The sequence below is a fragment of the Hymenobacter profundi genome (assembly GCF_019334315.1).
GTDB classification, from domain to species: domain Bacteria; phylum Bacteroidota; class Bacteroidia; order Cytophagales; family Hymenobacteraceae; genus Hymenobacter; species Hymenobacter profundi.
In genome coordinates this window covers 1-18,274 of record NZ_JAHWGL010000047.1, presented here as the reverse complement: position 1 = coordinate 18,274, position 18,274 = coordinate 1, and the positions used below count along the sequence as shown (strand labels likewise).

20 protein-coding genes are annotated in these 18,274 nt (G+C 59.2%); 8 read left to right on the top strand and 12 right to left on the bottom strand.

The features are described 5' to 3' along the window. Nucleotides 1-58: 58 nt before the first annotated feature. From ubiE to KYK14_RS12110, 3 genes are all read left to right on the top strand, one after another. On the top strand, nucleotides 59-787 hold the full coding sequence (gene ubiE / locus KYK14_RS12120; protein ID WP_219159121.1) for a bifunctional demethylmenaquinone methyltransferase/2-methoxy-6-polyprenyl-1,4-benzoquinol methylase UbiE: 729 nt from the start codon (nucleotides 59-61) through the stop codon (nucleotides 785-787). Next, nucleotides 736-1,566 (top strand): type IX secretion/gliding motility protein PorT/SprT, encoded by an 831-nt coding sequence (gene porT, locus KYK14_RS12115; protein WP_219159119.1) that lies wholly within the window; start codon nucleotides 736-738, stop codon nucleotides 1,564-1,566. The genes ubiE and porT overlap by 52 nt, the downstream gene beginning before the upstream one ends. Before the next feature lie 82 nt (nucleotides 1,567-1,648). After that, nucleotides 1,649-2,395 carry an SDR family NAD(P)-dependent oxidoreductase gene (locus tag KYK14_RS12110; RefSeq protein WP_219159117.1) on the top strand — a complete coding sequence of 249 codons (747 nt, stop codon included), beginning with the start codon at nucleotides 1,649-1,651 and terminating at the stop codon, nucleotides 2,393-2,395. 117 nt (nucleotides 2,396-2,512) lie between these two features. Here KYK14_RS12110 and KYK14_RS12105 read toward each other — a convergent pair whose 3' ends face one another. The 5 genes from KYK14_RS12105 to KYK14_RS12085 all read right to left on the bottom strand — a co-directional run bounded on the left by KYK14_RS12105 (nucleotide 2,513) and on the right by KYK14_RS12085 (nucleotide 6,403). Continuing rightward, nucleotides 2,513-3,178 carry an alpha/beta hydrolase gene (locus tag KYK14_RS12105; RefSeq protein ID WP_219159115.1) on the bottom strand — a complete coding sequence of 222 codons (666 nt, stop codon included), beginning with the start codon at nucleotides 3,176-3,178 and terminating at the stop codon, nucleotides 2,513-2,515. An 8-nt stretch (nucleotides 3,179-3,186) separates the two neighbouring features. After that, nucleotides 3,187-3,690: a cytidine deaminase gene (gene cdd / locus KYK14_RS12100; protein WP_185283424.1), complete on the bottom strand. Its 504-nt coding sequence runs from the start codon at nucleotides 3,688-3,690 to the stop codon at nucleotides 3,187-3,189. 235 nt (nucleotides 3,691-3,925) lie between these two features. Next, nucleotides 3,926-4,663: a LytR/AlgR family response regulator transcription factor gene (locus KYK14_RS12095; RefSeq protein ID WP_219159113.1), complete on the bottom strand. Its 738-nt coding sequence runs from the start codon at nucleotides 4,661-4,663 to the stop codon at nucleotides 3,926-3,928. Nucleotides 4,664-4,677: 14 nt separating this feature from the next. Then, nucleotides 4,678-5,814 carry a sensor histidine kinase gene (locus KYK14_RS12090; protein ID WP_219159111.1) on the bottom strand — a complete coding sequence of 379 codons (1,137 nt, stop codon included), beginning with the start codon at nucleotides 5,812-5,814 and terminating at the stop codon, nucleotides 4,678-4,680. A gap of 4 nt (nucleotides 5,815-5,818) precedes the next feature. Then, entirely contained in the window at nucleotides 5,819-6,403 is a 585-nt protein-coding gene (locus tag KYK14_RS12085; protein WP_219159109.1) for a DUF7010 family protein, read from the bottom strand. A 95-nt stretch (nucleotides 6,404-6,498) separates the two neighbouring features. Between KYK14_RS12085 and KYK14_RS12080 the strand changes: the two genes are divergently transcribed. Next, nucleotides 6,499-7,302 carry an NIPSNAP family protein gene (locus KYK14_RS12080; protein WP_246601816.1) on the top strand — a complete coding sequence of 268 codons (804 nt, stop codon included), beginning with the start codon at nucleotides 6,499-6,501 and terminating at the stop codon, nucleotides 7,300-7,302. A gap of 55 nt (nucleotides 7,303-7,357) precedes the next feature. On the opposite strand, the gene KYK14_RS12075 is transcribed toward KYK14_RS12080, so the two are convergent. Next, the gene (locus KYK14_RS12075) at nucleotides 7,358-8,302 is read right to left on the bottom strand and encodes an alpha/beta fold hydrolase (RefSeq protein ID WP_219159107.1); all 945 of its coding nucleotides are present in this window, start codon (nucleotides 8,300-8,302) and stop codon (nucleotides 7,358-7,360) included. A gap of 326 nt (nucleotides 8,303-8,628) precedes the next feature. On the opposite strand from KYK14_RS12075, the gene KYK14_RS12070 reads away from it, so the two are divergent. Next, the gene (locus KYK14_RS12070) at nucleotides 8,629-9,996 is read left to right on the top strand and encodes a saccharopine dehydrogenase C-terminal domain-containing protein (protein ID WP_219159105.1); all 1,368 of its coding nucleotides are present in this window, start codon (nucleotides 8,629-8,631) and stop codon (nucleotides 9,994-9,996) included. 113 nt (nucleotides 9,997-10,109) lie between these two features. Here KYK14_RS12070 and KYK14_RS12065 read toward each other — a convergent pair whose 3' ends face one another. From KYK14_RS12065 to KYK14_RS12045, 5 genes are all read right to left on the bottom strand, one after another. Beyond that, complete coding sequence (locus KYK14_RS12065) at nucleotides 10,110-10,520, bottom strand: DUF6691 family protein (RefSeq protein ID WP_219159103.1); 411 nt, start codon at nucleotides 10,518-10,520, stop codon at nucleotides 10,110-10,112. Nucleotides 10,521-10,527: 7 nt separating this feature from the next. Continuing rightward, nucleotides 10,528-11,094 carry a YeeE/YedE family protein gene (locus KYK14_RS12060; RefSeq protein WP_343217096.1) on the bottom strand — a complete coding sequence of 189 codons (567 nt, stop codon included), beginning with the start codon at nucleotides 11,092-11,094 and terminating at the stop codon, nucleotides 10,528-10,530. Between the two features lie 176 nt (nucleotides 11,095-11,270). Then, a complete protein-coding gene (locus tag KYK14_RS12055) occupies nucleotides 11,271-12,629 on the bottom strand; it encodes an MBL fold metallo-hydrolase (protein WP_219159099.1) in 1,359 nt (452 codons plus the stop codon). Between the two features lie 85 nt (nucleotides 12,630-12,714). Next, nucleotides 12,715-13,530, bottom strand: a complete 816-nt coding sequence (locus KYK14_RS12050; protein WP_219159098.1) for a sulfite exporter TauE/SafE family protein — start codon at nucleotides 13,528-13,530, stop codon at nucleotides 12,715-12,717. Nucleotides 13,531-13,597: 67 nt separating this feature from the next. After that, nucleotides 13,598-13,918 (bottom strand): ArsR/SmtB family transcription factor, encoded by a 321-nt coding sequence (locus tag KYK14_RS12045; RefSeq protein WP_246601815.1) that lies wholly within the window; start codon nucleotides 13,916-13,918, stop codon nucleotides 13,598-13,600. Between the two features lie 239 nt (nucleotides 13,919-14,157). Between KYK14_RS12045 and KYK14_RS12040 the strand changes: the two genes are divergently transcribed. Next, nucleotides 14,158-15,102 carry a hypothetical protein gene (locus tag KYK14_RS12040; protein ID WP_219159096.1) on the top strand — a complete coding sequence of 315 codons (945 nt, stop codon included), beginning with the start codon at nucleotides 14,158-14,160 and terminating at the stop codon, nucleotides 15,100-15,102. Continuing rightward, nucleotides 15,095-15,787 (top strand): ABC transporter ATP-binding protein, encoded by a 693-nt coding sequence (locus KYK14_RS12035; RefSeq protein WP_219159094.1) that lies wholly within the window; start codon nucleotides 15,095-15,097, stop codon nucleotides 15,785-15,787. Before KYK14_RS12040 ends, KYK14_RS12035 begins: the two co-directional genes overlap by 8 nt. Before the next feature lie 2 nt (nucleotides 15,788-15,789). On the opposite strand, the gene KYK14_RS12030 is transcribed toward KYK14_RS12035, so the two are convergent. Beyond that, entirely contained in the window at nucleotides 15,790-16,512 is a 723-nt protein-coding gene (locus KYK14_RS12030) for a tRNA1(Val) (adenine(37)-N6)-methyltransferase (RefSeq protein WP_219159092.1), read from the bottom strand. Nucleotides 16,513-16,612: 100 nt separating this feature from the next. On the opposite strand from KYK14_RS12030, the gene KYK14_RS12025 reads away from it, so the two are divergent. Continuing rightward, entirely contained in the window at nucleotides 16,613-18,052 is a 1,440-nt protein-coding gene (locus tag KYK14_RS12025) for a DUF389 domain-containing protein (protein ID WP_185283433.1), read from the top strand. Nucleotides 18,053-18,274: the final 222 nt, after the last annotated feature.

Sequence of the window (18,274 nt, the reverse complement as noted above, 5' to 3'; positions counted from 1 at the left end):
CCGCGCCGGGGCGTTATGTTTGAGCAATTCAGCGCCCCTTACTTCGTTTCTGCACTATATGTCCGTTGTTCCCTACAAAGACGACGCTGCCGGCAAAAAATCGCAGGTAGCTACCATGTTTAACAGCATCGCCGGCAAGTATGACTTTCTGAACCATTTCCTGAGTGTCGGCACCGATATCTACTGGCGGCGCAAAGCAGTGGGTGAACTGAAGCAACTGCGACCGGCCCGGATTCTGGATATTGCCACCGGCACCGCCGATTTTGCCATCGAAACGCTACGTGCCGCCACCCCCGACGCGCAGGTAACGGGCGTGGACATCTCGGAGGGAATGCTGGAGGTAGGGCGACGCAAGCTGCAGGCTAAAGGTCTCACCAACCGGATTAAGCTCGAACTAGGCGACTCTGAAAACCTGCCATTCCCCGACGACCACTTCGATGCCGTCACAGCGTCTTTTGGCGTGCGCAACTTTGAGAACCTCAAGCAGGGCCTAACGGAGATGCGGCGGGTACTGCGGCCCGGCGGAAAGCTTGTGATTCTGGAATTTTCCAAGCCCACTGCTTTCCCTATGAAGCAGGCGTACAATTTCTATTTTCAGCACATTCTACCTGTGTTTGGCAAGCTGATTTCCAAGGACCAAGCGGCTTATACTTACTTGCCCGAGTCGGTGCAGGCGTTTCCCGATGGTCCTGATTTTCTGGCAATTCTTTCACAGGTTGGATTTACTACCCCCGCATGGCAGCCTCTTACTTTCGGCATCAGCTCCATTTATACTGCGCACAAATAGGTCGAGTGGCCGTGGTGGCCGCTTTGGCTGCCGTGGTTCCTTTTGGCGCCTACGCCCAGAAAAAAAGCCTTACTACAGCCAGTCGCGGCCGGCGTGGCCAAGTGAAATCGGTGACCAGCAACAACTTGCCGGGCTACGATGACCGGTGGTTTCACCCCGGCTTTTACATCGCACCGAATTTCTCCGGCTACCGCATCGAGCATACGCAGACCTACATTGACCGGCGAGACAGCGGCCTGGGCGTAACGGCGAATACCATCAACAGCCCTGGCTTCTCGGTGGGTTTTGTGGGCGACGCGCGCTTGTTGGAGTTTTTGAGCCTGCGCTTTGCGCCGGGCGTGAGCTTCATGACGCGCCGGGTGGAGTTTAAGCCCTACGGCTACACACCCGACCTAAACGTGCCAGATATGCCCAGAGAAATCCAGAACCAGGAGGTGGAAACCACCCAAGTGGATTTTCCGATTCTACTGAAATTTCACTCGCAGCGGCGGCGCAACACCCGCGTGTATATGGTGGGTGGGATTAAGCCGAGTGTGAACGTGGGCAACCGCATCAAAGACCCGGAAAACAACCTGCTACGCGTCAACAAAACCGACCTTGCCATCGAGTACGGGGTAGGGCTTGACCTGTTTTATCCGCTGTTCAAGTTTGCCCCAGAACTGCGCTTCTCGCACGGCCTGCGCAACATTCAGCAGAAAGAAGGCCAGACGGATGTGTATAACAATAGTTTGCAACGGATGAGCAGCCACACCGTGACGCTATATCTGAATTTTGAATAAGGTGAAGAACGAAAGGGTGAATGAGTAGTCGCTGGATTACTCATTCACCCTTTCGTTCTTCAGCCATCTACCCTTTCATTGTATGAAAACTGCTTTAATCACAGGCGCTTCGTCGGGGATTGGCCGGGCCACGGCGGTGGCGCTGGCAGAGTCTGGCTTCCGGCTGGTACTCACGGGACGTCGGCGCGAGAAGCTGGAAGAACTGGCGCAGCAACTGGCGCCTGCTCCTACCCATTTACTCACCTTTGATGTGCGCAACCGGGCTGCTACGGAGGCAGCCATTGGCAGCCTACCCACCGAGTTTCAGGAGATTGACGTGCTAATCAATAATGCTGGCAATGCTCACGGCCTGGCGCCCATTCAGGAAGGCGACCCGGAGGATTGGGATGCCATGCTGGACGGCAACGTGAAAGGTTTGCTTTACGTGACCCGCGCCGTGCTCCCCACCATGACGCGCCGCCAGCAGGGCCACATCGTGAATGTGGGCTCTATTGCCGGCAAAGAGGCCTACGCCAACGGCAACGTGTATTGCGCTTCCAAGGCCGCCGTCGACTCGCTTACGAAAGGCATGCGGTTGGATTTGCTACCCCACGGTATTCGGGTGGCTGAAGTGAACCCTGGCGCAGTGGAAACGGAGTTTTCGCAGGTGCGCTTCAAAGGTGACCAAGAGCGCGCCGATAAGGTATACCAGGGGTTTGAGCCGCTGCGTGCCGAAGATGTGGCCGACGTTATCCGGTTTATGGTCACGCGCCCGCCGCACGTCAACGTGGCGGAAGTGCTGCTGCTACCCACCGCGCAGGGCGCGGCTACTGCTATTCAGAAGGGGTAGGGCGCTGTCTGTCATCCTGAGCTTGCGAAGGACCTTCTCACGCGTGAACGAGTCGTTGGTACGCTGGCCGTTCACGCGTGAGAAGGTCCTTCGCAAGCTCAGGATGACAGACATTTTCTAGTGTTCCAAAGCTTCACGGAGCTGCTGCAGTACCACTCTATCCAGCTGATGCCGTCCCTCGAACCAAATGATTTCCGGCTCTACGCCTAGTCCATGCAGCGCCTCTTGCTGCTGCGCTACGGCTTCGTCGGTCACGTATTTGTCCTGCGTGCCGCATACCAGCGTGACGGGCACCTGCCGCAGCAGGCGGGCGGCCACAGACAAGTCCATATCGGGTGGGAAGGCGCCGGCCCAGAGCACCAGCCGCGCCGCCCGGAACGGAGCGTGAGCCAGCCATCGGCTTACAGTAGCGGCGCCTTGGGAAAAGCCCAGCACCAGCACTTGCGCGTCGGGCGCGCATTGGGCCAGAATGGTATCTGAGAGCTGGTTGAGGTAGGCTACGTAATCCTCAATTTCGGTGAGGCGGTCTTCGCGCGTCATCCAGGTAGACCCTACACGGCCACTAGTGCCCTGAAGGTAGAAGCGTGAAAGTCCTTCGGGCGCCAAGACTACCGTGTTTGGGTCGTCCTCGGTGAGGAAAGCGAAGTGCCGAATGAAGTAGGCAGCTAGCTGTCCGTAACCGTGGCACACCACCCACACGCGGCGCGTGGTAGGTCCAGGAGTGCCTAGTTGATAGTAGCGCGCCGTGCGCTGAACGCGAAGATGATGTTCCTGAGCAGCCACCAGCAGCGTTATACGATAGGTTGGGGGGTAGGCAGATTCTCAGCCGAGAAGCTGAAGGGTAGCAGGTCGCCCACGCTGCGGTAGCGGTAGATGGTACCATCGGGGCCGGGTAGCAGCAGCGGAATGGGGTGTTGCTGGCGGTGCTCGTACTCCGTCATCACCTGGCGGCAGGCGCCGCAGGGCCAGGCCAGCGTGAACTCACCATTGGCGGGACGGGCGGCCACGGCCATGCCCACAATGCGCTGGGCTGGCTGGCTGGCTGCCCAGCCAAACAGAGCCGTCCGCTCGGCGCAGAGGCCAGAAGGGTAGGCCGCATTCTCCTGGTTGTTTCCCCGAAACACACTGCCATCTTCCAGCAGCAGCGCCGCGCCCACGTGAAAATGCGAGTAGGGAGCGTACGCATGGTTGGTAGCGGCGCGGGCAGCCTGCCACACAGTGGCTTCGGCGGGCGTCAGTTCCGCTTCCGACGCCAGTACGTCGACGGTGATGGTGAGGTGCAGGGGGTGAGCCATCGGCAGGGCAATAGAAGTGACGGCGCCGAATAGCGGCCCCGTTTGTGAAGAGGGGCGGCGAAAATACAATTATCTGCTGATAAATCGGTTTGGGCTCGTTAGATGGTCATGCTGAGCGGAGTCGGAGCATCTCGCGTGCTCTTGGGAATTTCAACTTTTAGAATTACTACCTCACATCAGCACGCGAGATGCTCCGACTCCGCTCAGCATGACGTTCTGGTTGAAAACAATCCCTCTACAGACTCATCAACTCCCGAAAGCGGGCCGACTGCTGGCGCGAAACTTCCACCTCCGGCCCTTCGCGCAGCTGTATTTTGAGCGTGTTGCTGAACCAGGGTTCAATGCCGGCAATCCACTTCAGGTTGATGATCTGCTGCCGGTTGGCCCGGAAAAATACCCGCGGGTCGAGGCGCTGCTCCAGGTGCTGCAAGGTGCGCGGGATGAGGGGGTGCTGCTGGTCGAAGTAGACTTGGGTATAGCTTCCATTGATTTCAAACAGGCGGATATCAGCCAAGCGCACAAACCAGCACCGCTCGCCGTCCTTCACAAACACCTGGTCGTGCTCGGTGAGGAGGGTAGGGGCCGGCTCGGGTGTGGGGGTAGGCGGGTTATCGTCGGGAGGCGTTAGGACAGTGCGGGCTTTGGCCAAGGCGGCGGCGAGGCGGTGTTCCTGCACGGGCTTCAACAGGTAGTCCAGCGCATTCACCTCGAAAGCGCGGAGGGCGTATTCGTCGTAAGCGGTGGTGAAGATGACATGTGGGGCCGTGTCCAGCGAGGCCAGCAAGTCGAAGCCGGTTTCGCCGGGCATGTGAATGTCGAGCAGCAGCACATCGGGGCGGAGCGTGGGTAGGAGCTGGCGGGCTTCGGCGGCGTGGCGGGCTTCGCCTACTACCGTCACCTCGGGGTAGGCTTGCAACAGGTGGCGCAGTTCCTGGCGTGCCAGGCGCGAATCATCAACTAATAGAATATTCATAGCGTAAAAAATAGCTATACACTGGCTACCGTAGCGGGCGTGGAGTGGGAGGGCAGGGCGGCAGCTACGGGTAGCTGCACGTGCGCCAGTACCTGGTTGGGCGCGTTTGGGTCGTTGGTGAGCGTGAGGGTAGCGGCGGGTCCGAATAGCAGTGCGAGCCGCTCGCGGGCATTGCGTAGCCCGATACCCGTATGGCCCGGCGCAGGCAGCTGGTAGCTGCCGGTGTTGCGCACTACCACGTGCAGCTGCGCGCCATCGGCCGCCAATTGGGCCGAAATAGTGATGACGCCGCCTTCGGGCCGGGGCGCGATGCCGTGCTTAATGGCATTCTCCACCAGTAGCTGCAAGGTCATGGGCGGTATGGGAACGGCTAGGGTAACAGGGTCGATATCGAGCGTATACGTCAGGCGTTCTTCTAGTTGCATGGCTTCCAGCTGAAGATAGTGCTCCACAATTTCCAGCTCGCGGGCCAGCGGTACCTGCTCGGTGCCATTGAGTTGGATAGAGTAGCGCAGCAGGTCGGAGAGGTGCGTCATCATAGCGCGGGCGCGGGCGGGGTCTTCCATCACCAAGGCCCGAATATTATTAAGGCCATTGAATAGAAAATGCGGGTTGATCTGGGCTTTCAGGGTGCTCATTTCCGCCTCTCGCACGGCCGCCTGTAACTTCCATTTATCTACCTCGGCCTGCTTGTAGCGACTGAGGTAGTGCCAGCCGAAATAGCAGGCCGTCCAGAGCCAAAGCACGAAGTAAGTGTTAAGAATATAGCCCACAAATTGAGCGCCACCGGCCAACCCACCCATGCTGGCAGGCGGCCGGATCAGAAAGGCGATAATAACTCCCAGCACTATCTGGCCGAGCACGGCGGCTACCCCATTGGCTACAAGCAGCCGCCATAGCAATGCCCCAAAAGGCAACTGCTTCCAATGCTGCCGTTTTATCCAAGCGCGCACGCAGTGGCTGACAAGAAGGAGCACCACAGCTATAGCTAATTGAATGGCAAGAAGATGCCAGCCAATGACCACGCGCGCCGCAAACAACCGAATTAGTATCAGGCCAAGACAGGCGTAGAGCAGCCAGCCCGCTACTTGCAGGCTCCAATACCAACGACGATGGGTAGGAGTAGGGCTATCGACGGATAAGGAAGACATACAATTAAGCTGATAAAGCCACCGCGTTTTCTCGCCGAACGGCCCGCCAGCGGTATTCCAGGATGAGGATCGTCACAACATACAGCCCCACGATGAGAAATGGAATAGCAATGAATCGATGGGCCGGAAAAGCGTACCAGGTGGCCAGCACCAGCACCGTGCGCGCCACGGCGTGAAAAATTCCTACCCAGTGCTGGATAATCCAGGACAGCGGCAGCCACATCAGTCCCGAGAGGATACCGACGGTGAGGGGTAGGGAGGTATAATCGGCCTGAAAAAAGGGAATGGCAATGGCGTACACCAGCAACGACATCGCTACCGTGCTGAAAAACAGGATGTCAAACGCATTTTTGGGTTTGGTGCGGTCCAGGAAGTTTTCGCCAGTGAACCGGGAGAAAAACAGGCCCAGATACACAATGCTGCCGGTGCTCAAGTACAGTGCCCACACCATCTGCACGGGCGACGACAGCGTGAGGCCGGCCACGCCTACCACTGCCCAGGCCACGGTGCCCGCCAATGGCATAGCCAGCAGGCGCTGGGCGGTAAACTGCGCACGTTGCTGATCTAAGGACGAGCTAGGGGCTATCATGGCAAAAAGGGTTTGTGTAGAATTAGGAGAAAGCAAGCCGACGGTTGCCGAATTTGCGGTATGTTTAAGCAGTTAATCTATTCTGAACTGTACCGATGACACCCAAATCCCCTCCACGTTTCCGCACCACAATTTGCCAATTGCTGCTCCTGGCCGGTATGCTGCTGAGTGCAACGACCACCCGCGCCGCCGGCCGTGAGTACTACCAAATACAAGTCTATCATCTGCGCGATCAGCAGCAACAGCAGCGGGTAGAGGCCTTTTTGAAAGACGCCTACCTGCCGGCACTGCACAAGCTGGGTATTCCGAAAGTGGGCGTGTTCGAGCCAGTCGGCAACGATACGGCTGCCGACCGGCGCCTGCTAGTACTGGTGCCCTACCAGTCGCTGCAACAGTGGCAACGCGTAACAACGCAGTTGGAGCAACCGAAGGTGTATGGCGCCGCTGGACAACAATACTGGCAGGCCGCCCACGATCAAGCACCCTACACCCGCCTGGAAAATATTCTGCTAGAGTCGTTTTCTGATCAGCTCAAGCTCCAGACGCCGCCCCTAACTGGGCCACGCCCCGAGCGCATCTACGAGCTGCGCAGCTACGAAAGCGCTACCCAGGCCCAGCACCTCAACAAGGTGCAGATGTTTGTGCAGGGCGACGAGGTAGGCCTGTTCAAGCGCCTGGGTTTCAATGCGGTATTCTACGGCCGGGTTCTGGCGGGCAGCCACATGCCCAACCTGATGTATATGACCACCTTCGAGAATAAAGCCGCCCGCGACGCGCACTGGAAACAGTTTGGGGAGGCACCGGACTGGAAGAAGCTCTCGGCCCGGCCCGAATACCAAAACAACGTGTCGCATATTGATATGCAATTCCTGCACCCAGTGGCGTATTCTGATTTCTAGGGAGTAGCAGTGGGGCCAGGGGAGACCGTCATGCCTGATCAGGCATGACGGTCTTCTATTTTTTGGCGACTGCGTACTGCTTCAAAAAAGCGTCCGACTGCGCTAAGAACCACTGCGTGTCGTCCCACATCAGAAAGTGCTTGCCGGCTTCCGACATCTCAATCCGGTGCTGAGGTAGCTTGGCGTACTGCTGTTCGAAAATAGCGCGGGTGCTCTCCTTGGTAGAGCCGTAGGCCTTGTAAGCGGCCCAGGCACCCAGCACCAATACGGGCTGCTGAATGCGGGCCACGTCGGGACGCAAGTCGGTGGTATACATATCGTACATGGCTTGGCCTACAGTAGCGGGGTCGGAAGCCACGCTCCAGGCGGTGGCCTGTCGGATGCGGGCCGTATCGGTCATCAGGCTGGCCGACATCTGGCGGGCGGTGGCGGCGTCCATGTGGCCGCGGCCTACCTGCTGCCGTACGCCCTCGGCCATGGGCTTGGCGGCATCGGCGGTCAGCATAGGGTTTTGCACCGCCGACAGGAAGGGTAGGGAGTCCACAATCACCAGCGGCCCTACGGCGTCGGGTTGGGTGGTGCTCATCCACAGGGCCAGAAAGCCGCCCAGGCTGTGCCCTACTACTACGGGCTTGTGGAGGTGCTGCGTTTTGACGTAAGTGAGGAGCTGGTCGCGCACGTTTTGGAGCAGGTTTCCGGTGCTCGCCGGTGCGGGCGTGCCACCAAATCCGTTGATGGAAATGATGTGGCACTGGTACTGTTTCTGATAGTGCGCCACGGTTTCATCCCACACGGCACCAGGGCAGGTTAGGCCCGGAATAAGCAGCATGGGCTGGCCTTTGCCCACCACGCGCACCGTGAAGTGGGGGTGCGCAGCGGCTGGGCTATCGGCTACGAGGGAGGTAGGGGTAGGGACCGATGCGCTGGCTACGGGTGCGGTGGTGAAAAGTGTGGCGCTGGTAAGCAGGGCAGCGCAGAAGGTACGGAGGAGGGCTGTCAAGTTCATCGTGGTAGGGGTATAAGACGTTTGTAGTGCGATTGATACCTCAAACCTAGCGGGCCTTTCAGCTGGGAAAAATTGTTTTTCAGCGAACGGTACAACAGCGGGTTGAACTGCGCTGGGGGTAGGGCGAATGGCAGGACATACGCCTGCCGGTCGGACGTCGTAGGCGTCCGACGACCGGTTACGGTCTGGGTTTCCTACTGATGGCTATGCATGTGGTGCGGTAGTCAGCAATGGCAACCAGTCGGACACCCGCGGCGTCCGACCGGCAGGCGTATGTTCCCGGAGTTGTTAGCTTTGACAATACACCCGACCCTTCCGACATGTCCCTACCCACCCGCCTATTGCTGCTCGGTGCCGGCCGCTCGGCTTCTGCGCTCATTGCCTACCTGCTGCGCCACGCACCTGCGGAAAATTGGCAGCTCACCATTGCTGACCTCGACCCCGCTCCCCTGGCGCCCGTACTGGCCGCGCACGCTGCCTACGCCCGCGCCGTGCTGTTCTCCACCGACGATGCCGCCTGCCTCGACGAGCTAGTGCAGCAGCACGATGTCGTAATTTCGATGCTGCCCGCGTTTCTGCACCCGGTGGTGGCGCGGGTGTGCGTACGCCACCGCCGGCACCTGGCCACCGCCAGCTACGCCACGCCCGAGCTGCGCGCATTGGATGCGGAGGCCCGTGCTGCGGGCGTCACGCTGCTCATGGAGTGCGGCCTCGACCCCGGCCTGGATCATATGTCGGCCATGCAGATGATTGACAGCATTCGGGCGCGGGGCGGGCGGCTCACCAGCTTCAAATCGTACTGCGGCGGCTTGCTGGCCCCTGATTCAGAAGGCGACAATCCGTGGCGCTACAAGTTCACCTGGAATCCGCGCAACGTGGTGCTGGCCGGGCAAAGCACGGCGCAGTACCTAGAAGATGGCCGCCCGCGGCTGGTGCCCTACCACCAGCTATTTGCCCGCGCCGAGCCCTTCAGCGTACCCGGCTACGGCGACTTCGAGGGCTACCCCAACCGCGACTCGCTCAGCTACCGCCCCCTCTACGGCCTCGACGGCATCCCTACGATGCTGCGCGGCACCCTACGCCGCCCCGGCTACTGCGCCGCCTGGCACGCGCTGGTGCAGCTGGGCCTCACCGACGACTCGGTGCGCCTGGGCAACGCCGCGAGCCTGCCGTGGAGCGAGCTGGTGGCCGCCTGTTTGCCGCGGCTACCACTTCCCCACTGGTCGCCGGTGGGGTGGGTGACGGACTACCTGCAACTTGCACCCAACAGCCCCGAAATGCAGTTGCTGACGTGGCTGGGCATCTTCTCGCTGGAGCCGGTAGGCCTTGCCAACGCCACGCCGGCCCAGTTGCTGGAGCACCTGCTGCTGCGCAAATGGGCGCTCCAGCCGCAAGACCGCGACATGGTGGTGATGCAGCACCAATTTGAGTATGAACTAGCCGGATTGGTGTATGCGAACACCGCATCGTTGGTGGTGCTAGGTGATGACGCCACGCACACCGCCATGGCCAAAACGGTAGGGCTGCCGCTGGGCATGGCCGTGCGGCGTCTGGCCGGCGGGCACGTGGCCGCATACGGCATCGTGCTTCCTACCCAGGCTGATATCTACGAGCCGATTTTGCACGAGCTGGCAGCGGAATACGACATCCGCTTTACAGAGGGCGAGGAAATGTGTCTGATGGCGTAGGGCATATTTCGCCCGGAGGAGACAGAAGCTTGCCTACTGCCTGTCAACTTTCTTTCCCTACTATGATAGGCGGCAAGAGGGCGGCGGTGGGTAGGGCAAGTCGAGGAGACGCGTCAATGCGGGAGCTTGTCGCGCAGGGCGCTGTAGGTCCAGGTGCCGGCCAGTGCGGCCAGAAGCAGCACGGCCGCGCCAGCCACGCCACTGCCTAGCTGGGCGAAGATGGGACCAGGGCAGGCACCCGTCAGGGCCCAGCCCAACCCGAAAATGAGGCCCCCAATCCAGGTGCCGTGCGTGTATTTCTTATCGGTCAGGCTGATTTCTTCGCCGTGAATGGTTTTGAGGCGATTGCGCTTGATGAGTTGGATAGACACCATGCCCACCAGAATAGCCGAGCCAATGACCCCATACATGTGGAAGCTCTGGAAGCGGAACATTTCCTGAATGCGCCACCAGCTCACTACCTCGCTTTTAGTAAGAATCAGGCCAAACAACACGCCCAGGACCAGATATTTCAGATTTTTCATAAGCAGACTAAAAGAGCAGCGGATAGATGACCCACGTCATCAGCAGGCCACCCGCAAAGAAGCCGACAACGGCTACCAGCGACACCCACTGCAAATTGGAAAGGCCCGAAATGGCGTGGCCCGACGTGCAGCCCCCGGCGTAGCGCGTGCCAAAGCCCACCAAAAAGCCGCCCAACACCAGAAACACCCAGCCTTTCCAGTTCAGCAGGTTTTCGAGGGCGAAAAGCTCCCGGGGCAGGAGGCCCGTGAAGTCGGTGAGGTGCAGTTGAGCCCGTAGGTCGCGCACGGTTTCGGCCGAAATGGCAATGGTATCGGGGTGGCCCAGCACCCGGTAGCCCAGAAAGCCACCGATGACGATGCCGAGCACGAAAAACAGATTCCACCGCTCGGCGTGCCAGTTGTAGGTCAGGAAGGGAATGCCGGCGGGCACGCAGGCCGCGCACACGTGGCGCAGCGAGGAACTGATGCCCAGAGCTTTGTTGCCAACGAGCAGGAGCGCAGGTACAGTTAGTCCAATGAGTGGGCCCGCCACGTACCAGGGCCAGGGTTGGCGAAGAAAATCAAGCATGAAGATGATGGAGTAGTAAAGAAGATGTTTAGAAAGTCGTGTTAACGCAGACAGGCTGTCATGCTGAGCTTGCCGAAGCATCTCTACCGTTTCGTTGAATAACTGCGGGCGAAGCGGTAGAGATGCTTCGGCAAGCTCAGCATGACCGTCCTTTGCCGCTTTCCTTTGTATCGGACACAAGTTTAATGATTAGCTAAAGCCGTCTGAAAGGATTTTACGGCTTCCCCCAAATCGAAGACGGCAGTGCCGGGTAGGGCCGGTGCCACGATGCTGGCCCCGATAGCCGAGCGGTAGCCGCCTGCACAGTGCACTACTACGGGCTTGTCCTGAGGAATTTCGCCTACCCGTTCCCGCAGCTCGGGCAGCGGAATGTTGAGTGCCCCCGCAAACAACGGCTCGGCCTGCGCTTCTAAAGCAGCGCGAATATCAACAACCGTATACGCCTCCGGGTGTTGGCGAAATGGCTCCACGTCTAGCGGCGGCAGAGAAGCTCCCGTAGTGGCGGGCGTACCCACCAACGCCCCTTTCAGCAAGGTTTCGTAGCCAATTTTGGCAGTCTTATGCAGTAAGTCCTCCCGACTGGCCTCGTCAGCAGCCACTAGGTAGAATGACTCTTCCGGCCCGACGATGGAGCCCAGCCAAGTCTCAAACTTGCCGCCCTGCTGTATGTTGAGGGCGCCGGCAACGTGCGCCTTTTTGAACGCGGCTTCGGGGCGGGCGTCTACTACCAGTACGCCCGGTTGCAGCGGCACGTCGGCCGCTAGGCGGGCTACCTGCTGTATGCTCAGAGCGTAGGCCGGGGCTCCGGTTTTGTTCAGGGCCACATCGTAGCCGAAGTATTTGGGAATGAAAGGCTGATCGACGAGGAGCTCTTGCACGAAGGCCTTCTCGCTCATGGCGCGCAGCATGGGGTTGCTGCGCTTCTCATCCGCTATGGTGCTGCTGCTGGCTCCGCTCAGAGCCTTGCCGCAGAGCGAGCCCGCGCCGTGGGCCGGATACACCAACACCTCGTTGGCCAGGGGCATGAGCTTGTGGTGCAGCGAGTGGTACAGCAGCTGGGCCAGGGCCTCGCGCTTGGCCGTCAGGTGGCCCGCCTCTTCGCGCAGGTCGGGGCGGCCCACGTCGCCGATGAACAGGGTATCGCCGGTGAATACGGCCTTGTCCTCGCCCTCGCGGCTGAGCACCACGCTAATGGAGTCGGGCGAGTGGCCGGGCGTGTTGAGGGCCCGGAAGGTGAGCTTGCCGACGGTAAAGACGTCGCCCTCGTCAAATGCTTCGTGCGGATACTCGGCGCCCAGCAGGTGGCTCACGCGAATGACGGCGCCGGTGTGCCGGGCAATTTCCAGGTGCGAGGAGACAAAATCGGCGTGCGGATGGGTTTCGATGATGCTCACGATGGTGGCGTCGTGGGCCTGCGCGTAGGCGTAGTAGGGCTGCGGATTGCGGGCCGGGTCAATCAGCACCATTTCGCGGGCGCACTCGCTCAGGATGGCGTAGGAAAAATGCGCCAGGCCTTTGTCTTCAAATTGTTCGATTTTCATGGGGTATGTCGATGTAAAAGATAGGAGTGGGAAACCACAGGAGGAAAAGCAGGCTGGAGAAATTCAGCGGGTAGGGCCGTGCGGCTTAGGACACGAATACCAATTCGCGCAGTAGAATAAACAAGCCCATCGTGAGGGCAAACCAGCCGAAAGCGGGCTTGAGCTTGGCGCCCGGGATGAAACGAGCCAGATAGGTACCCAGCACAATGCCCGCCAGCGTAAAAGACAGAAAGCCAAGTAAAAACGTCCAGGCAATAGGGGTGCCCGCACTGATATCACCGCTGAAGCCGATAAGCGAATTGAGGGCAATGATGGCCAGCGAAGTACCCACGGCCAGCTTCATGGGTAGGCGGGCGCCCAGTACCAGCGCCGGAATAATCAGAAAGCCGCCGCCGGCTCCTACAAAGCCCGTGAGGAGCCCCACAACTAGGCCAATGCCCAGAATCAGGGGGTAGTTGAAGGTGGGTAAGTGGTGCAGTTTTTCCGCCAGCACTTGTTCGGTTTGCTTTGCACGAATCATGGATAGGGCAGCTCCCACCATCAGCATTGCAAAAGTCACCAGCACCAGCAAATCTTTGGTGAAAACAACGTTGCCCACGCTGAATAGTACATGCGGAATGGCGGGCAGCAGCAGCTTGCGCACCACGAACACGGCCAGCAAAGAGGGGAGTAGGAACACAACAGCCGTCTTCAACGACACCAGCCCTCGGCGGAAATACCCCGAGGCACCCACCACCGAAGTAGAGCCAACCACAAACAGGGAATAGGCCGTGCTCAGCACCGGGTTCACGCCCATCAGGTACACCAGCACGGGCACGGTGAGAATAGAGCCGCCCCCGCCCAGTATGCCCAAAGAAAGTCCGATAAAAACTGCCGCGAAATAGCCCAGAAGTGAAAGCATGAGAAACAAGTGAACGAATGAATTTATGATAAAGTGTTCATGTGTTGGATCAAAAAAATGGCCGTTTCTACAGAAACGTGCAGGCGGCCAAGCACTGAATAACATCCACCACTTCCCGCATTTTCAGCGCGTAGTAAATGTTCTTGCCTTCGCGGTGGGAACTCAGAATGCCTTTCAGCTTCATGCCCGACAAGTGGTGCGAGAGCAGGCTTTGCTCTACCCCCAGTTGCTCGCTGATGTCCGTCACCGATAGGTTCTCGTGGTTAGAAAGCAACTGCACGATGGCAATGCGGGTAGGGTGCGCCGTGGTTTTGAGAATGAACGCCACCTTCTCCATCTTTTCGGTGGTCAGGTTCAGTTCAGCGTTGGGGGTAGGCGAGAGAGTCATAGCGGTAGTAAACTTATGAATAGTTGTTCATTTATACAAGTGTTTTGGGCGTGTTAGTTCCTTAGACTCTTCCTATGCACAATACAGGCGAAAGAAACGCACCCGCATGAGGGAGTTTCATGAAGTTTTTACAGGCCTTATACGTAGCATTTATAAACGCATTTTAGGGAAAGAGGTAGGCAATGGCGCATCACAATGATTTTTGTATAGATTAACACATATATACCGTTGTACCTCGCATGAACGCGTATCTTCTGTTGCGCCTGCGGATACTAAGGCGTCACCTGCTGGAGCTAGGATGGTGGCGGTTGCTACTGCTTGGGGCAATGCTATTAGCGGTAAGTAGCAAAGCGCTGCTCACGGCGGCGCGCCATCCGGTAGGCCAGTGGGTAGTGCCAATACTAGGTATGTGGCTGTGCCTCAGCGCCCACTGGCGGCGAGACGACCTGCCTTTTCTGCAAGCAGTAGCCCCCACATTTCGGCAATGGTTGGCCGTGGAGTATGCGTTGCTGCTGAGCCCGGCCGCGGCAGTGCTGCTGGCGCATGGCAGGGTAGGCGCCGCGGTACTAACGATGCTGGCCGTCGCCGCTGTGCCGTGGCTGCCGATTCCGGCCGTGCGGACGCGCAAGCAGGGTAGGAGTAGTCTGTTTCGGGCTGAGGCGTTTGAGTGGGTAGGGGGCTGGCGGCAGGGCGGCGGCATGCTGGTATGGCTGGGGCTGTTCGGCGTGGCCGTGTGGCAGCATCAGCTACCCCTCGTTGCGGCTGGAGCGGCGGTACTGTGGCTGTTGTGGGTGCTGAGTTGCTACGGCACGGCCGAGCCATCCACGATGGTGCTAACGGCCGCCCGTGGGGTAGACGCCTTCCTCTGGCGACGCGTGTGGCTGCTGTGGGCTTACTACCTGCTCACGGCAACTCCTTTCCTCGCAATAATGGCGGTAGGATCTGCTACCTGGGTAAGCGCTTTGGGACTGTTATTATGGAATTTGGCAGTCCTAGCCGGAGCGTTGCTCGCCAAATACGCCTTCTACCCCAATGCTTTCTTGAGTCTTACCATACAAGTGGGCGTGGTAGCGCTGGGCTTGCTGATTGTGTTGAATACCGTGTACGGGGCAGTATTTGTGGCGGCGTTTCCTGTTTTGCTAACTAAAAGCCGACGGCGGTTGGCCGCTTTTCGCTATGATTGAAATTCGCAACCTACACAAAGCCTACGACGCGCAGCCCGTCCTGCACCACGTCAGCCTCGACTTGCGCCCTGGTACCATCCACGGGTTGGTAGGTGTGAACGGGGCTGGCAAAACCACGCTGCTGAACTGCATCTACGGGCTGATTGCCGACTACCACGGCACGGTGCGCGAAACCACCGGCCTCAGCCTGCGCCAGCATACGAGCCTGCTACCCTACGAGCCCTACTTCTATCCGCGCCTTACTGGCCGCGAATACCTCACCTTTTGCCTACAGGCACGAGGCCGGACAGTGCCGGATTTCGCGGAGTGGAACGAGTTGCTGGAACTACCGCTCGATGCCTATGCCGAAGACTATTCCGCTGGGATGAAGAAGAAGCTGGCCCTGCTGGCAGTGCTGGTGCAGGACTTCCGCTACCTCATTCTCGATGAGCCCTTCAACGGTCTCGACCTGGGTACCAACCTACTAGTGAAGGAAATACTGCTGCGGCTGCGGGCACGCGGCACTGGTATTCTCCTGACATCGCACCTACTCGGCACCCTCACCGAAATCTGCGACGAGCTAACCATTCTGGCTGCTGGCACCGTGCGTCGCCACTACACCCGTCCCGAGTTCGACCAGGTAAGTACCGATTTGCTCGACGAATTCTACCAAGACAAACTTACCCGACTCCGGCAACTAGTGTAGCGCTACAAGTGCAGATAAAACCCGCCTAGCAGCGCCCGGAACTCCTGCGAATACACCGCCTCATCTGCATCATGCAGCAGTAGCGTTTGCGTACTCACAGGTTGTGGCTGCCGCCCAAAGGCGGTAATGTGGCGCAACGCCCGGCTGCCGGGGCGGTGGTGCAGCGCCAGCCGAGCGGTAGGGTAGAGGCCCACGGCCGCTACGTCCTGCTCGAAATGCAGCATCTCGGGTGGCGGTAATAGCACCGTGAGTTTGCCCTGTTCAGTTAAAAAATCAGCGGCAAACCGGCTGATTTCGGTGAACGTCAGGGTGTCGTTGGCAGTGTGGCGGGCCGTGGTGCGTTGCGCGTCGGGCGAGCGGAGCGATTGACGGAAAAACGGCGGGTTGCACAGGATGTGGTCGTAGGGGGCGGGGTGGGTGGCCGCAAATTGGGCTAGGCTAATGGGGTAGGCGCGCAGGCGCTCTGCCCACGGCGAGGCGGCAAAGTTCTCGGCGGCCTGGGCGGCCGCGGCGGCATCTAATTCCACTGCTTCAATGGTGGCCGTGGGGTTGCGCTGGGCGGCCATCAGGGCCAGCAGGCCGGTGCCGGTGCCAATATCCAGTACGCGCCGGGCGCCGGCTACCGCCGCCGTGGCGCCCAGCACGCAGGCATCGGTGCACACCTTCATGGCACAGTGCGCCTGCTCTACCCGAAACTGCTTGAACTGAAAATAGGAATTGGCCATGATACTAAAGCGGCATAATCGCGGGCAAAGATAGGCTACCTTCCTGTCGTGCTTTCCGTATGCTGGCTTTACCTTCGTCCTTACTACCTAAAGTTTCCCTATGCTGCTGCGTTTACTCCGTTTGCTGAACCTTCGCACGGGCGCGTCCATCGGCGGTACCGTCGAGGACATTGAAGCCAATATTGAACTGCGAGGTTCGGTGCTTTGGATTCTGATGTGCGCGGCGCTGCTGGCCAGCATCGGCTTGGATACCAACTCGGCCGCCGTCATCATTGGGGCCATGTTGATTTCGCCGCTGATGGGTCCGATCCTGGGGGTAGGCATGAGCTTGGGTATCAACGACTCGGCTATGTTTCGGCACGCGCTGCGCCAACTGGGGTTGGCTACTGCTATCAGCCTGGTAGCCAGCGTACTCTATTTCAGCCTCACGCCCCTGGGGCAAGCCACACCCGAACTGCTCGCGCGCACGCACCCTACCCTGCTCGACGTGCTCATTGCCTTGTTTGGGGGCGTGGCCGGTATCATTTCCAGCTCCCGGCGCGATAAGACCAACGCCATTCCGGGCGTGGCCATTGCTACGGCGCTTATGCCCCCGCTGTGCACGGCCGGCTTTGGCCTGGCGCATCTCAACTGGTCAGTTTTTCTGGGGGCGTTGTACTTATACTGTATCAACGCGGCCTTCATCAGCTTGGCTACTTACATGATTGTGAGGGTAATGCGCTTTCCGCAACGCACGTATGTGGAGGAGGGACAGCAGCGCCGCGTCAACATCATTATGGGTCTGCTGCTGGCTTTAATTGTGGCTCCCAGCGTCTACTTCCTAGTGAGTGTATACCGCCAGGAGCGCGACCGGCGCATTGTGGAGGAGGTAGTGGTAGACGGATTGCGGGCGCAAGGCAACGAAGTGTTGCGCTGGGATATCGCGCACACCGATTCGACCAACCTGGTGCGGGTGTACTTCTCGGGCCTGAATGTGGTGCCCCGCCAAGTGGCCCAAATGGAAAAGCGGCTGCGCCAGCGCGACCTCAAAAACTACCAAGTGGAAGTGTCGCGGGTGAATATTTCAAAGGAGGAAGTAGCGCAGCTGAGTGAAGAAGCCGCCCGCAATCTGTTTCAAAACATGCAGTTAGAAGCGGAGCTGACGCGTGCACCCACCATCCGCACCACCAGTAGTCCAGCCAGCAACCCGCTGCCCTCGGCGGCGCAAGTGTTGCGCGAGGTTCGTGCCGCCTTTCCGCGCGTGGCCGGCCTGAGCGTGGCCCGCCCTCAAACCGATATTGCCCCCGACACCCTCCGCGCCGACACCCTGCTCACCGTAGCCGTAGCCTGGCAGCGCCCCGATACCGTGCCTACCCCCGCCGAAACCCAACGCCTCTACCAGTTTCTGCAAGCCCGCCTGCAACAGGACACGCTGGTGCTCAGCCGTACCCCACTCCGGCCTGTGCGCCAGCCCGCACCCCGCGCCGTACCCATCACGCTACCCCAAGCCCCTACCGTTCCGAAAACGTTGAATACGCCTACCCCAGCGGCTAGGCGGTGAAAGGTAAGTTTGTGAAATGGTGAGGTGGTGAGTTTGTGAAGTAGTGAAAAAAGCGTGTGTCATCCTGAGCGCAGTGAAGGACCTTATCATGTGAGAACGACCATCGTAACAACGACTCGTTCAACTGGCATAAGGTCCTTCGCAAGCTCAGGATGACACACGCTTTTTTCACTACTTCACAAACTCACCACTTCACCGCTTCTGCTCTATCAACTCATACCC